This window comes from Vibrio sp. SCSIO 43137 (genome assembly GCF_028201475.1).
Classification (GTDB): domain Bacteria; phylum Pseudomonadota; class Gammaproteobacteria; order Enterobacterales; family Vibrionaceae; genus Vibrio.
Map to the genome: position 1 here is coordinate 1267167 of NZ_CP116383.1, position 13767 is coordinate 1280933.

Below are 13767 nucleotides of genomic sequence, written 5' to 3' on the forward strand. Positions count from 1 at the left end.
GTTAAATAAGTAATCCGCTTGCGGGATCTGCTTATGCTTTATGTGTCACTCGTTCTTATCGCTCTACTGGATTATTTAGCGCAATCTACGGGCTTGTGTATGGTTCGTGGCGTAAAAGAGACGGTGGCAGGTAAACCTATGTTTCTGTTAGCTTTCGTATTCAGTGGTACGCTCTCTTGGTTTGCGTTTGCTTTATTCGGCGAGTTAAGTGGCACTGTCGACACATCAGCCTATTACCCAAGCTGGCATGTATTGTTTGGCGGACTTCTGTTTGGTTTAGGAGCGGCATTTAACAGTGGTTGCGGCGTATCGACCATTAGCCGTTTGGCACGGGGGCACTTCGTCATGCTCGCAATCATTTGTGGCTGGCTGACTGCTTGGGTTGCTTTTTCTGCCTTGGACATCAATACAACCCGCGAAGCACTTGAAGTATCTTCACGCACCCAGTACACGGTATTGGTGCTGATTTCTGTATTCTTGCTTCTTATCATCTATAAGTTAAACGCAGAAAATCGAAAGCTATGGCTTTCGATGCTTGGAATTGGTTTGATGGCCGGAGCGGTTTTTATATATGAACCCCACTGGACACCAAGCGGGCTGTTAAAAGGGATCAGCCTTTCAATCTGGAACGGCACGGACGATAGCTGGCCGAAGTTTGAACGCTTCCTTCTCATCTTCTTTTTGATCTTTGGAATGTTATTGGCTGCAATAATCATCCGATCATTTAAAGCAGAAACCGGTAACCTTAAACAGTACGTTCAGCATCTGTTTGCCGGAATACTAATGGGGCTTGGAGCTGTGCTGGCAGGTGGTGGGAATGACACTCAACTCTTGGTAGCTTTACCCGCTTTATCGCCGTCTGGTGCCCTTGCTGTTATCGCTATTGTTCTTGGGATTTATATTGGTGGGTTGGTTAGGCGGTAGGTCTTTGTTTCTTAAGGCCTATTTATAGTTAGTTTTGTTCTATCAGATTCCAGAAAAAACCACTTGTGGCCACAGAATAAGAGTTATGTGTTGCATTGCTTATTCCTGAGAGGGAAGATACTTTCAAATCAATGACATAACATGAAAGGTAACATGTCTAAGTATTATATTTGTAGCATCGGTGAGCCAGGAAGTGATTACGACGACGATAATTTGAGACGCTGTATAATTGGTTCTGCTTATTATATGCATCAAAACTGTACGCAACGAGGCCAAATTGACAAGATAAAAGAAGATGATGTTTTGATTTTGAAGTATCAAAACAGTTTCTTCGCATATGGACGTGCCAGCGGTCCTATGATTGATGAAGGCACAGGAGGGTGGTGCTTAAAAGTACCAGTCGAAGGTTGGATTACCGGTAAAAGAACAAGTAAGTACGGTATTCAAAGCGCACAGCTCGAGGGTAATAGTTATGAAACTGTAAAATCAGTAGAGCGGGCGTTTGCCAGAGAGAAAATATCCGAGATTGGTGTTCCATTCTAAAATCTGTAGATAGTTGTATTTACTGTTCCTGAACCATGGAATTTAGGTACCTGAGGATCTCAAGCAATTTTAGCTGTCGCTGCTGTCGGGTTAGTGATGTACCTGAAAAGAGAAGTAAGAAGCAAAATTGCCATTGCGGTGTTGAGCCTTACCATTTTGCCTGCATTTACTCTGGATGTGATTTTTAGTGAGCATCACCTGCCGAAGCTTGGGCATTTGGTCAGTTTTTGCTTAGGTGCTCTTTTGTTGCCTAGTCTCTCCCGATATTCAAAACAAAGCTTATATCCGACGTGATTATAACTGGTAACTCAAGGTGTAACTTCAGATTACGGTATGCATTGCCACGCGAAGCATGGCAACGAGGGGGAGTGGGATGCATGGCTCAGAACTTTCACCCCACCGTATGTATTGCCACGCAGAGCATGAAAGCGGGGGATACTTGAGGATGACTGAGTTTAAAGTACCTGTCCCAATAAATACGTTAAGTTCTGGGATCTTTCTTTGCAGCTTTACTATAGTTAGTTAAGCAATCATCGGCATAAAAGGTTTATTACTCTTGGTCGCTCAGCCTGAATTATCGCTTTCCTTTGCCATAGCGGATATTGCCTTTGTTCAGGGGAGGAATTTCGGACTTTTTACTTTTGGCACTTTGTCAACTGGTTCTTATTGTTTTGTTACAAAGCCAAACAATAAATGTAATGAAATAATCTTATTTTATTGATATGTTCAATAGTTAAGTGCTAGATTTAAACGATCGTTCAAGCAGTAAAGCAGGCTGTTAAGTAAGAGAAAATGGTTAAATGTTAACGAGTTATCAAATAACCTTAAGAAGCGCAGTGATGCTCCCGCTATTAGTGATTTTTGTTATTACTGTCGGGGCGATTACTGTTGTCCATCATAATGCTTACGAAAATGCGGTAAGTAATATAAGTAACAAGCAGCTATCGGTTTTAACTACTATAGTTTCTTCTAAGCTGAATAATTTTCTTTCAAACCCGTTTGACGCCAGCATAACTTTAAGCCAGATTATTGGTTTTAATCAGCTTTATAGCGCTGAGAATACCAAATCCATTCAGCAGCAACTTCATAGTTATCTATCTCAGCCGTTTAGGGCAAGGCCGCAATTGGATGCAATGGGCTTTGGCAGTGAGAACGGTGATTTTATCGGCTTCAGGAAAGAGGATAATCAAGACCTCACCCTGATAGTGCAGGACTCGCGCACCGACAATAAGTTGATCGTGTATCGCAACGATAGCATTAGTGATGACACCCGAACCGTTATTGACAACTATGATCCACGAAAACGCCCGTGGTATACCCCGGTGGCTGACAACAAGCAGCTGCAGTGGTCCTCCGTTTATGTAAATAATGACGAGAAAAAAGAGATCACCATGTCGGCTCTTGTGCCTGTCCTTAATAAAGGCACGTTTCAGGGGGTAGTAGTTACCGATGTGAAGATCAACAGTTTTAATGCTTTTTTGCAGAAGCAGCAGCAAACCTCAAACGCTACTATTTATATTGTTGATGAAAGCGGGCGCATTATTGCTAACTCTGCAGGTAGCAGCCCTTTTGTTGCAGATGGTGAAGCAGAACGCATTCTGGCCGTTGACAGCAGTAATTCAATAATCAAGTCCAGCGCCGGCCATTTACCCGACGGTGGTTTAGAAAATCAAACGGCTTCGATGCAGTTTATCTCTACCGTAGAGGGTGAGCGTTATTTTAATCAGATGACCCCTTTCTCTGACGAGTACGGTTTGCGCTGGTTTATTGTTGTGATGGTCTCCGAGCATAACCTTGTTGGGGAACTTTCCCAAAGCCAAAGGGATGGCTGGCTTATTGGTTTACTGGTGAGCCTGTTTGGTATCAGTGTCGGTTTTGTGGTGTTGAGTTACGTTGTAAGACCTATCACTTCAACTGCCGACGCCGCTAAGCATCTGGCCGGTGGTAACTGGGACACAGTATTGCCTAAGCCGGGGCATATTTATGAAACCACTATGCTGGTAGATGGCTTTAATGAAATGGCCAAAAACCTTCAGGCCTCCTTTGAAAAGCTGCGGACTCAGCTTGTATATGATTCATTGACCAAGCTATATAGCCGCGAAGGTTTGATTAAGACTTGTGATGCTCTTCCTAAACTGGAAGGCAGTTTGATCTCCATTGGCATTAACAGGTTCAGGGATGTTAATGACAGTCTGGGGCATACTCAAGGCGATTTGCTGCTGTCGGATATTGCTAACAAACTGATTGTGCTGTTTCCGGTCAACTGTTATATGGCGAGAACGGGTGGCGATGAGTTTGCTATTTACTTCCCTGATTTAAAGAACAAAAGTCATTTAGATCAGTATGTGAATAGAATTACTCAATTATTTGCCTTTCCGTTTTCAGTTAATGGCGAGAATATTGTGGTGAGTGTTGCTATCGGAATTGTTAAGGTTCAGGCCTTCCAAAGTATGAGGTTATGTCTGAGAAATGGCAGCATTGCATTAAGTAATGCTAAGAAAGATCCGACATTGATCAGCCATTATCTGCCGGAAATGGCAGACGCTTCCCGCAATAAAACCCTGATGCAGACTAAGATTCGTGACGCCATTGAGCGAAACGAATTTGTACCTTTTTATCAGCCGATTGTTGAGCTTAAAACTGGCAAGGTTGTCGGGGCAGAAGCGTTAGCCCGCTGGCAGTCTGCCAACTCAAGTTTGATCCCTCCTATAGAGTTTATCCCGATTGCGGAAGAGAGTGGCCTGATAGGTTCCATTGGTGAGCTTATTCTAAGGCAGGCCTGTTTTGACACCATGCAGGGCATTAGCGACGGCAAATGGGATACCTCATTCCATATGCACGTTAACCTGTCGGTTAAACAGCTGGCGCAAGATGAACTGCCGAATCAAATCAAACGTATTCTTGATGAGTCTCAACTGCCGGCCAACAACCTGACGTTAGAAATCACCGAGTCTCAAATCGTCAATAATGATGCTGTGATCATTAAAAATATGAATGCGATTAAAGAGTTAGGCATTCAGATTGCCATTGATGATTTTGGTACCGGTTATAGTTCGCTGGCTTACCTGAACGATCTGCCATTTGACTGTCTGAAAATCGACCGCGCTTTTGTCGCTAAGCTTAATAGGGAAGAGCTTGAGAGTTCTATTATTGCTGCCATCGTCAATATCACTAAAAATCAGCAGGTTGAGATAATTGCAGAAGGCATCGAGGTAGAAGAGCAGCAACAACTGCTGGTTGAACTTAATTGCCCGCTCGGGCAGGGCTTCTATTATAGTCGCCCTGTACCTTATCAGGATTGGTCAGTCGAGCTGGATAAAGCGACATAGCAAATTCAACCGGTTTGGTTTTTCTTTGGGAAAGTATGCCGTTTTTAATCCGCATGCAGAAAGTGATTATTTGAGTTAATTGATTATATGAAAGAGCAAAATGAACATTACTTAAAACAAGAGTTGTATTCTCTTGTTAAGAACAGTGACAGCATTTTCGAATTTTTGATATCAGGTTCACTTGACGGGATATGGTACTGGAATCTGGAAAACCCGGTGGATGAATGGATGAGCCCACGCTTTTGGGAAGTGTTAGGTTACGATCCTAAAGACAAGAAGCATTTGTCTTCAGAATGGCAGGACATTATTAATCAGGATGATTTAAAAATTGCCATAGAAAACTTCCAACTGCACTGCGACGACCCTCAGTTCCCTTATGATCAAATTGTTCGTTATAAACACCGCGATGGTTCAACGGTGTGGATTCGCTGCCGGGGTATCGCTATCCGTGATGAGAATGGCAAAGCGGTGCGTATGCTTGGCGCTCATAACGATGTAACCAGCTTAAAGAACGCTGAGTTTAAGTCTTACCACGATGAGCTTACCTCTTTATACAATCGTTATTTCTTGTTTGAAGAGCTGTCGAATATGTTGCATCTTGCTATCCGCCGGCAAGAGCCGCTCTCTCTGATTATGATCGATATCGATGATTTCAAAAAAATTAATGACAATCATGGTCACCTATACGGAGATGGCATTTTAAATGGCGTAGCCAAGGTGATTTTAGAATCGACCAGAGGCGGTGATATTTGCGCCCGTTATGGTGGTGAAGAGTTTGTTATATTGCTGCCGAACACCGACGTTGATGACAGCATTGAGGTAGCTGAGCGTATAAGAAAAAGCATTGAGCAACAGGTTTGGGATAAAGTCGCCGTTAGGGTAAGCGTCGGTGTTTCAACCTTTATAAAACAAGCTGGAGATGATCACACGGTCAGCTATTTAGGCAAAGTGTTGCTTAGCCACGCTGATATTGCTATGTATAAAGGCAAAAAGAATGGAAAAAATCAAGTAATTCACCACGCCAGATAATCCTCTTAGTTAAACTCAGTCATTGTCAGTTGGCGAACTTCTGACTGAGCATCTGGCCTCTTTACCCGCCATGTACATCTACTTCTCTAAGGAATACCCCTCAATGGTGCCACTACGGCTGTTTATTGCTCATTTAAAAGAGGGGGAGTGATTTTTTGCCAACGTATACACTGCCGCGCAGGAGCATGGCAGCGAAATGAAAAAAGGGGAGAAAGAGATATGCGATGTGAAGTATGCGTATCATTTCTAAGTCAGGTATGCATTACCACGCAGAGCGTGGTAACGAGGGGCTAACTTAATATTCCGCCTCCGGCTAATACTTTGTTGAGTCCATTATTACTAACATCTTTGCGGAAAATAGCATAAGATGCACGGCCTTTACTTAGCACTGAGCCACTCATCGTAATGACAGATAATACACAGCAAGTGACCTTTACCGATCTTGGATTGATTCCAACCTTAGTTGAACGACTAGAGTCTCTGGAATATAGCCAGCCGACGCCAATTCAATCCCATACTATTCCTCATGTACTTGAGGGGCGGGATATTATTGGTGGTGCTAATACCGGTTCTGGTAAGACGGCTGCTTTTGCGTTGCCGATCCTGCAAAAGGTCTACCTGCAAGAGGCATCGCCTAAACGCCGCGGTAATTATGTGTCTCATCTGATTTTGGTTCCGACCCGTGAGCTGGCATCACAGGTGGCTTACAACGTTAAGTCATACTCGTACCATCTGAGAGATAAGATCAAAACCGTTGCGGTGTTTGGTGGCGTATCGGTGAACCCTCAAATGCAGGCGCTTCGTGGTGGTAGTGACGTTGTTGTTGCAACGCCGGGCCGTTTGTTGGATCTGGTGTCCAGTAACGCTATCAAATTGAATCAGGTAAAAACATTGGTTCTCGATGAAGCTGATCGCATGTTAAGCCTTGGGTTTACCGAAGAACTTAATAAGATTCTGGCACTGCTACCTGAGAATAAACAGACATTGCTGTTTTCTGCCACTTTCCCTGAAAAAGTGACGAGTCTGGCTAAGGGCTTGCTACACGATCCTGTAGAAGTTCAGCTACAGAGTGCGGAAGCCAGTACCTTGGTACAACGTGTATTTAGTGTAAATAAAGGCGAGAAGAGCGCAGTACTGGCGCACCTGATTAAACAGCACCAGTGGCGACAGACGCTGATTTTTGTAAATGCCAAGAATGCCTGTAACCACCTCGCTCAAAAACTGTCGAAACGTGGTATCACTGCTGAGGTTTTCCATGGTGACAAGGGGCAGGGCGCCCGTACTCGTGTGCTTGACGGATTTAAGTCTGGTGAGATTCAGGTACTTATTGCTACCGATATCGCGGCTCGTGGTCTTGATATAGAAAAACTACCTGTGGTGATTAACTTTGACCTTCCACGCAGCCCTGCTGACTATATGCACCGAATCGGACGTAGTGGTCGTGCTGGCGAAGTCGGCCTTGGGTTATCGCTTATTGATTACGATGACTATCACCACTTTAAAGTGATTGAGAAGAAAAATAAGTTCCGGCTTGAGCGAGAGCAGGTTGAGGGCTTTGAAGTGGAAGACGATCAAAGCGAAGCCTACTTTGCACCAGCGAAACCACGTGCCAAACCTGCCGGTACAGGTAAAAAGAAGAAAAAGCGTAAGCAGTAGAGTATAGCTGGTGGGAGAGGGCTAGCGGGTTATAGGTAGATAAAATGCAATGACTTTTCCCGCTTCGCTGCAACTGCGGCTTTGCATTATGGCTATGGTAATTTACAAATACAGCATAGGATTCATCTGCTGGTGCAAAATCCTAACTATAAAAATATCCACTTTTCTGATTCGATAAAAAATAGAGTGTTTGTGGTGTTCGTGTCGACGAATCCCCGCTTTCATATCATCACAAACACGACCAATAAAAGGTGCCTCTGATATGGTTTTAAGTACTGACTCGAGTTCGTCAGTATACTTATCCGCCTGATCTTCACCAAAATTGAGAAAGGTATACTCGTAGATATTGCCAAAATCTTCAGCAGCTTTTTGAGATAGCTTATACATTTAATTTGGCCTTGCGCTGGGCAGCTATTTCTTTGAGAGACAATGAACTTTCTCCGCTCGCATCTCCCTCATCGATAGCCCGGCGAAGTAAGTCTAACTGATTTTCTTTTTGCTCCAATAGGCGCAAAGCACTACGCATTACTTCGCTAGTTGAACCGTAACGGCCACTTTTTACCATACGATCAACAAAACCATCTAAAGACTCTCCAATTGTTACACTCGTTGTTCTACGCATCATCTTTACTCTGTGTTAACTATTCACACAAATGATCATAGCATGCATATACCGATTGTTCGAGATGAGTATCAGGAATTTCGGGTAACTCATGTGGATCACACAACCACGCCGAAGCATGGCAGCGAGGCATAAAGAGAGCCAGATTTCTGGCTCTCTTGTAACTTTTATGACTCTGTTTTTATTCCGGCTTGCAGTGAAACTGCCTTGTTATCTCCGCGGTCAAACGCGTCACTGAGGACACGTAAGTTTTCACCGACTCTGGCAAGCTCTTTACTTGCCTCCAGAGTCTGAAGAGAGGATTCTGAGGTTTGGTCGGCCACATTTTGGATGGTGTTGGTTCTGGCACTCACATCCTCAGCCACATCACCTTGCTCTTTCACAGCCTGAGCCACCTGAGCATTCATCTCTGTGATATTGGTTATTTCACCGGAGATGGAATCCAGAGTACATTTCACATTCTCTGTTTTTTCTACCATCTCTTCGACCTGAACTTTACTTTGATGCATCCGCTCGACTGCAGAATCTGCACTGTTGGTCAGGCTATCGATCATCTTCTCGATTTCGACGGTAGAGTTCTGGGTTTTCTGTGCCAGTGAGCGCACTTCATCGGCAACAACGGCAAAGCCTCTGCCGTGTTCCCCCGCTCTGGCAGCCTCAATGGCCGCGTTTAACGCCAACAGGTTGGTTTGTTCTGAGATGTTTTTAATCACATCCAAAATTGAGACGATATTTTCACTGTCCTCTTTTACTGACATGATGACGTGCTCAGACTCATTGATGGTCTGAGCCAGTGTACTCATGCCGTCAACCGTATCGGAGACCAGCTCGTTGCCTTTAAAGGTTTCAGAGCTGACTAAGTTGGCGGACTCAAGGGTGAGTTCTGCTTTGGTGGAGACTTCATGAGCCGATGCGCTCATTTCTGTCATGGCTGTGGCAACTTGCTCAACATCTTGTTTTTGTGTCGATACCCGTTGTGATGTCTGATCGGTAAGGACTGAAAGCTCTTCAGAAGAGCTGGCGATCACCGATATATTGTCACTGATCTCGCCAATCATTGCGCCGAGACGCTCTGACATGCCTCCCATTGCCGATAAGAGTTGCCCCAGTTCGTCTTTGCGGTTGTTCTCTATGTTGACACTTAGTTTGCCCTGAGCGATTTGATTCATGGTCTCAACGGCCAGTTGCAGAGGTGGAACAATGATACGGGTCATAACAAAAGAGATGATACAACCGAATATCACCGCTATTGCGGCAATTGAAGTATTGGTGACAGTAAGCTCTTTGCTGTTTGTTTCCAGCATCTGTTTGGCTGTAGCACGGATAGACTCTGCAGAGCTTTGGATCTGGTCAGCGTTTTCAAGCAACAAGGTTCCGGTTGCCTTATTTTCCTTTACGGTTGAAACATACTGGTTGAATGCTGCTTGGTACTCCTGCATAGCCTGAACGGCCTTTTCTACATTTTCATCAGGGTAATAGAAGGTCTCTTTCATTAGTACATTGATCGAAGCAACAAGCTCGTTTACCTGCTCAACATAGCTGAAGTCATCCATGATTATCAGGTTCTTTTCAGCCTGACGAGCTTCGTAGAGCATCTTAATCAGACGGTTGGCATCATCAGCACTATTAACCGACTGGTAGATATTGGTTACTGCCTCATAGGTATTTGATGTTTGTTGCTCATTAATCTGATGCAGCAAACTCTCTTTTTGTGACTGCCTGACTAAAACCAATGCGGCTTCGGCATTTTGCGCAGCAGTACGCATCTGCTCATTTAAGCCGTTTATGCGTCCCATTCCTTCTAGGTACTTTTCTAGTGTTTCACTGTATTCGTCAGAGTCTTTAACAATGCCTAACAACACGGTTTCCTCGTAAAGGCCGGTGTTGGCAACTTCTACCGCGAGTTTTTCGACCGAAACTAACAGGTCATCAATGGTCTGAATGTATTGCTTATCTTCGTGGATAACAAAGTTCTTTTCGGCAATTCTGACGTCTTTAATATGTTTCACTATTCTGTTGAGATTGTCAGCATGCTCAACGTTTTTGCTCATTTCGTTGGTGTTGATTAAGGCGACTGCGGTAGAGAAAGCAATGAAAAATATTAACATAACGAAAGCAATAGCCAGTTTTGTTCCAACTTTTGTATCGTATAACCAGTTGATCTTCATAAATAACCTCAGTAAACATAGTGGCATGTGAAATGTGTTTGTTGTTTTTTGTTACAGTGGTTTTTTAAAATAAAGTTTTTATAAATCAGGCAATTGAAGCCTTTTCTGTAACATTGCTTTGTCACCGTAATTTCTTTCTATGTTTGTGTAAAACAAATATATGTAAGCAAATGTTATGCAAGTGATGTCTTAGCTGGTGAGTTGATTTGGATAGGTCAGTATTGTGTATTTGTAGTCTGAGGCGTAATGCCTGTTTTTCTTGTTGCAAGGTTTATCCTTCCCGGTTATTTCTTTACACTTGCCACTCAACAAGTAGTTAGCCAAAGGATTAACAAATGACAAAAGCGAAAATCGGGATTGTGACGGTAAGTGACCGTGCAAGCGCTGGTGTGTATGAAGACATTTCTGGTAAGGCCATTATTGAAACTTTGAATGAGTATCTGGTTTCGGAGTGGGAACCGGTTTATGAAGTGATCCCGGACGAGCAGGATGTTATTGAAGCCACCCTGATCAAGATGGCCGATGAGCAGGATTGCAGCCTGATTGTAACCACAGGTGGCACTGGTCCGGCTAAGCGCGATGTTACTCCTGAAGCAACGGAAGCCGTTTGTGACCGCATGATGCCTGGTTTTGGTGAGCTGATGCGTGCTGAGTCTCTTAAATTTGTTCCGACGGCGATTCTGTCACGCCAGACGGCAGGCCTTCGTAACGATTCACTGATCGTAAACCTGCCCGGTAAGCCTAAATCTATCCGTGAATGTCTGGACGCTGTATTTCCGGCTATTCCCTACTGCATTGACTTGATGGAAGGCCCGTTTCTTGAGTGTAATGAAGAGGTGATTAAGCCTTTTCGTCCTAAGCAGAAATAGCAGCATTTAGTTTTTATTCAAGCTCAGAATAAACCAAAAGCGGCAATAAATTTGCCGCTTTTGTGTTTTATCTACATAACTGTGGATTAATTTTGTTTTTATTATCGTATGAAGGGTTGGTCATTGTGTCCTTCCGGTGGGTATACTGTTCTATTATTGATTCAGATAAGCTGTTCGGCAGAGAAACGTAAGCGGTGATCTATGACTTTTGAAAAAACCATTCTTTATTATGTATATGATCCTATGTGCGCCTGGTGCTGGGGGTATAAGCCTGTCTGGAAGCAGATTGAAACCGCTCTTCAAGAAGAAGTGGAGATTGTTTATTTGCTGGGTGGGTTGGCTCCGGATTCTGATGTACCAATGCCGGTTGAACAACAGAGCCTGATTGCCTCCTACTGGAAACGGATAGAAGCCTATCTTGGTACAGAGTTTAACTATGAATTCTGGAGCAAAAATACGCCGAGAAGGTCAACCTATCCGGCTTGCAGGGCAGTGATTGCGGCCCGAAAGCAAGATGCGGAAAAGGCCATGTATGCCGGAATTCAGCATGCTTACTATCTGGAAGCAAAGAACCCGAGTGACAATGAAACTCTGATCGGCGTGGCAGAAAAAATAGGGCTGGACAGCAAGCAGTTTACTGACGATCTGCTGGCTGAGGAGACTCAATCTGAACTTCTTGAGGAGCTTCAGTTTGCCCGTAACATCGGCGGAAACAGCTTTCCTTCACTGTTCATCCGCTCAAAACAGGGCATTACAGAGTTACCGGTTAACTATGAAGACCCCGGGGTAACCTTGTCTCAGATTAGGGCGTTGATTTAGCCCCCAATAATTGGTTGGCCAACTATTGGGGGCTGTGGGTTTGTTGTTTTAATTGTTTGGATAACCGGGGAACTTTGCTTTAACGTCTGCCCGGCTAGGGAAGTACTTATTCATGAATGAGACCACTTCTGGGTCATTCGCTTGTAGCTGTATATAAGTGGCCGATTTCAATTCTTGAGCTGTATAGGTTTTGTAGTTTAAGTCGTAATAAGCATAGAGCGAATATGCTAGGTATTCTTGATCATAAGACTCGGCATCAAGATCGGCGCTCACAATATTAGCGTTTTTACCATTAGGGTAATAGTTTCCTGATCTAAGCGCTTTTTCATTGAGTTGATCGAGCTCTTTTTGCAATTGTGCCCATTTTGAAGATGGATTAGTAATCGCTAAGTGCATGATTCCGTAGTCATGCACAAAATGTATGATTTCTTCAAAAGCGGCATCTCGTTTACCTGTTAAATCCGGCTTATTTTCTGTACCGTCAGTAGTGGTTGTTTCTGTCGCAAATAGGTCTTGAAAACGATATGCCTCACTTAAATACTCTCCGCCAGTACGGCCACTCCAATGTTCATCATAAAAGAAAGCCATAGTAGCTTTGCTATCGAAAATGGCTTTAGTAACTTCAGTAGAGAAGTTATCTAGATAGTATTTCATCACTTTTTTAACGTGCGCAACTTTCGCTTCCGAACCCCCTTGATCCTTATCTTCAATTAACAATGGAATTTTATAGCCATGGGCTTCGACACACGTTTGGTGCTTTATACCTTTTGTGTTTAACGTGCCTGTTGTTAGAGAAATGGCTGAACAATCCATACCGCTTGTATCAACGGCTGAATAGGTAACAGAATCAGGCGTTGTTGGTAAAATTTGAATACCATTACTCAGCTTGTCGGCAATACGGACATACAGGTTCATTGGCCGTTGTTGGTCTATTGAGTAAGTTTTACCGTTATTTAGATTCACAAAATTTTTATTGATAGTGAGTGAGTCGATGTTTGCCCAAAGAATTACGTTATTGATATTATTTTCAACTTTCGCGATAGCAAGTCCCGCAGGTGTAGTTGTAGAAGCGAAATTCTCATAGTAAAGGTTATAGCTTGTAACTGGGTACGATTTTCCATCATTAGTTGTTGCTGTAACAGAGAAGGTAATCTCAGCATCAGTTAGAGTTTTGTAGTTACGCCCAACTATGCCGTGAACTTTCGCAAAGGAACCCGCGCCCAGTCTTGGTTCACTAAAAACTGTGGTATCAACATTAAAATTGCTATCAGAAAGTGGCTTGATTGAGGCTACTGCTAAGGACAACGAGTAGTTATTACCCAATTTAGCCACGGAGGTTGGACTTGAAGCATCAATGCTTGAAGTCAGTTGGGAAGAAGATGAGTTTCCTTCACCTCCGCAACCTATCAGAAAAAGTGGCAATGACAAGAGAAGTGGGTATACATTACGTTGCATTTGCTTAGTTTCTCGCGCGATTATTAACAAGGAACTCAATTATATAAAAAGGACTTTATCGTGTGTGTAAGCCTTTGTAAGAGTGAGGAAGGACTGTCATCGGTCAGCGGTTGCCAGTGAGTGTTTTACACGCAACCATAATAAAGATTAAAGCACTTACGCACGTATTGTCGCGGTCAGATCCCACCCTTACATACCCTTACATCTGATTACAGAATTTGTCTGTTTCCTCAAGTTTTGATTTCGTTAGATCTTGTAAGGTGACATTTTAAGGCTGAGAACATACTATTTTTATATTTATCAACAGATTAAGTGAACTCTTCAGAACATTTATGATGGTAATAGCCTTAGCA

At 43.5% G+C, this 13767-nt stretch carries 11 protein-coding genes; 7 read left to right on the plus strand and 4 right to left on the minus strand.

Going from position 1 to position 13767, the window contains the following annotated elements; translation table 11 throughout:
• Nucleotides 1–33: 33 nt before the first annotated feature.
• The 5 genes from PK654_RS05970 (at nt 34) to PK654_RS05990 (ending at nt 7481) form a co-directional block, all read left to right on the plus strand.
• Nucleotides 34–924: a YeeE/YedE thiosulfate transporter family protein gene (locus PK654_RS05970; protein WP_333909658.1), complete on the plus strand. Its 891-nt coding sequence runs from the start codon at nt 34–36 to the stop codon at nt 922–924.
• 141 nt (nt 925–1065) lie between these two features.
• Nucleotides 1066–1467, plus strand: coding sequence for a hypothetical protein (locus PK654_RS05975; RefSeq protein ID WP_271698288.1), 402 nt, complete (start codon nt 1066–1068; stop codon nt 1465–1467).
• Between the two features lie 839 nt (nt 1468–2306).
• On the plus strand, nt 2307–4796 hold the full coding sequence (locus tag PK654_RS05980) for a bifunctional diguanylate cyclase/phosphodiesterase (protein ID WP_443088729.1): 2490 nt from the start codon (nt 2307–2309) through the stop codon (nt 4794–4796).
• An 87-nt stretch (nt 4797–4883) separates the two neighbouring features.
• The gene (locus PK654_RS05985; RefSeq protein WP_271698290.1) at nt 4884–5825 is read left to right on the plus strand and encodes a sensor domain-containing diguanylate cyclase; all 942 of its coding nucleotides are present in this window, start codon (nt 4884–4886) and stop codon (nt 5823–5825) included.
• A gap of 405 nt (nt 5826–6230) precedes the next feature.
• Nucleotides 6231–7481: a DEAD/DEAH box helicase gene (locus PK654_RS05990; protein WP_271698291.1), complete on the plus strand. Its 1251-nt coding sequence runs from the start codon at nt 6231–6233 to the stop codon at nt 7479–7481.
• 102 nt (nt 7482–7583) lie between these two features.
• Here the strand turns inward: PK654_RS05990 and PK654_RS05995 are convergent, their stop codons facing one another.
• From PK654_RS05995 to PK654_RS06005, 3 genes are all read right to left on the minus strand, one after another.
• On the minus strand, nt 7584–7868 hold the full coding sequence (locus tag PK654_RS05995; protein WP_271698292.1) for a type II toxin-antitoxin system RelE/ParE family toxin: 285 nt from the start codon (nt 7866–7868) through the stop codon (nt 7584–7586).
• A complete protein-coding gene (locus PK654_RS06000) occupies nt 7861–8103 on the minus strand; it encodes a type II toxin-antitoxin system ParD family antitoxin (protein WP_271698818.1) in 243 nt (80 codons plus the stop codon). The genes PK654_RS05995 and PK654_RS06000 overlap by 8 nt, the downstream gene beginning before the upstream one ends.
• Nucleotides 8104–8270: 167 nt before the next feature.
• Complete coding sequence (locus tag PK654_RS06005) at nt 8271–10271, minus strand: methyl-accepting chemotaxis protein (protein ID WP_271698293.1); 2001 nt, start codon at nt 10269–10271, stop codon at nt 8271–8273.
• Nucleotides 10272–10606: 335 nt separating this feature from the next.
• Here PK654_RS06005 and mog point away from each other — a divergent pair, with 335 nt between their 5' ends.
• Both mog and PK654_RS06015 read left to right on the plus strand, forming a co-directional pair.
• Entirely contained in the window at nt 10607–11140 is a 534-nt protein-coding gene (mog, locus tag PK654_RS06010) for a molybdopterin adenylyltransferase (RefSeq protein ID WP_271698294.1), read from the plus strand.
• Nucleotides 11141–11341: 201 nt separating this feature from the next.
• A complete protein-coding gene (locus tag PK654_RS06015; RefSeq protein ID WP_271698295.1) occupies nt 11342–11959 on the plus strand; it encodes a DsbA family protein in 618 nt (205 codons plus the stop codon).
• A 48-nt stretch (nt 11960–12007) separates the two neighbouring features.
• Here the strand turns inward: PK654_RS06015 and PK654_RS06020 are convergent, their stop codons facing one another.
• Nucleotides 12008–13414: a hypothetical protein gene (locus PK654_RS06020; RefSeq protein ID WP_271698296.1), complete on the minus strand. Its 1407-nt coding sequence runs from the start codon at nt 13412–13414 to the stop codon at nt 12008–12010.
• Nucleotides 13415–13767 lie beyond the last annotated feature (353 nt).

Bases quoted from the DNA above. Each gene is read 5' to 3' on its own strand.
- PK654_RS05970 (WP_333909658.1), top strand. From the start codon at position 34: ATGCTTTATGTGTCACTCGTTCTTATCGCTCTACTGGATTATTTAGCG.
- PK654_RS05975 (WP_271698288.1), top strand. From the start codon at position 1,066: ATGAAAGGTAACATGTCTAAGTATTATATTTGTAGCATCGGTGAGCCA.
- PK654_RS05980 (WP_443088729.1), top strand. From the start codon at position 2,307: ATGCTCCCGCTATTAGTGATTTTTGTTATTACTGTCGGGGCGATTACT.
- PK654_RS05985 (WP_271698290.1), top strand. From the start codon at position 4,884: ATGAAAGAGCAAAATGAACATTACTTAAAACAAGAGTTGTATTCTCTT.
- PK654_RS05990 (WP_271698291.1), top strand. From the start codon at position 6,231: ATGACAGATAATACACAGCAAGTGACCTTTACCGATCTTGGATTGATT.
- PK654_RS05995 (WP_271698292.1), bottom strand. From the start codon at position 7,868: ATGTATAAGCTATCTCAAAAAGCTGCTGAAGATTTTGGCAATATCTAC.
- PK654_RS06000 (WP_271698818.1), bottom strand. From the start codon at position 8,103: ATGCGTAGAACAACGAGTGTAACAATTGGAGAGTCTTTAGATGGTTTT.
- PK654_RS06005 (WP_271698293.1), bottom strand. From the start codon at position 10,271: ATGAAGATCAACTGGTTATACGATACAAAAGTTGGAACAAAACTGGCT.
- mog (WP_271698294.1), top strand. From the start codon at position 10,607: ATGACAAAAGCGAAAATCGGGATTGTGACGGTAAGTGACCGTGCAAGC.
- PK654_RS06015 (WP_271698295.1), top strand. From the start codon at position 11,342: ATGACTTTTGAAAAAACCATTCTTTATTATGTATATGATCCTATGTGC.
- PK654_RS06020 (WP_271698296.1), bottom strand. From the start codon at position 13,414: ATGCAACGTAATGTATACCCACTTCTCTTGTCATTGCCACTTTTTCTG.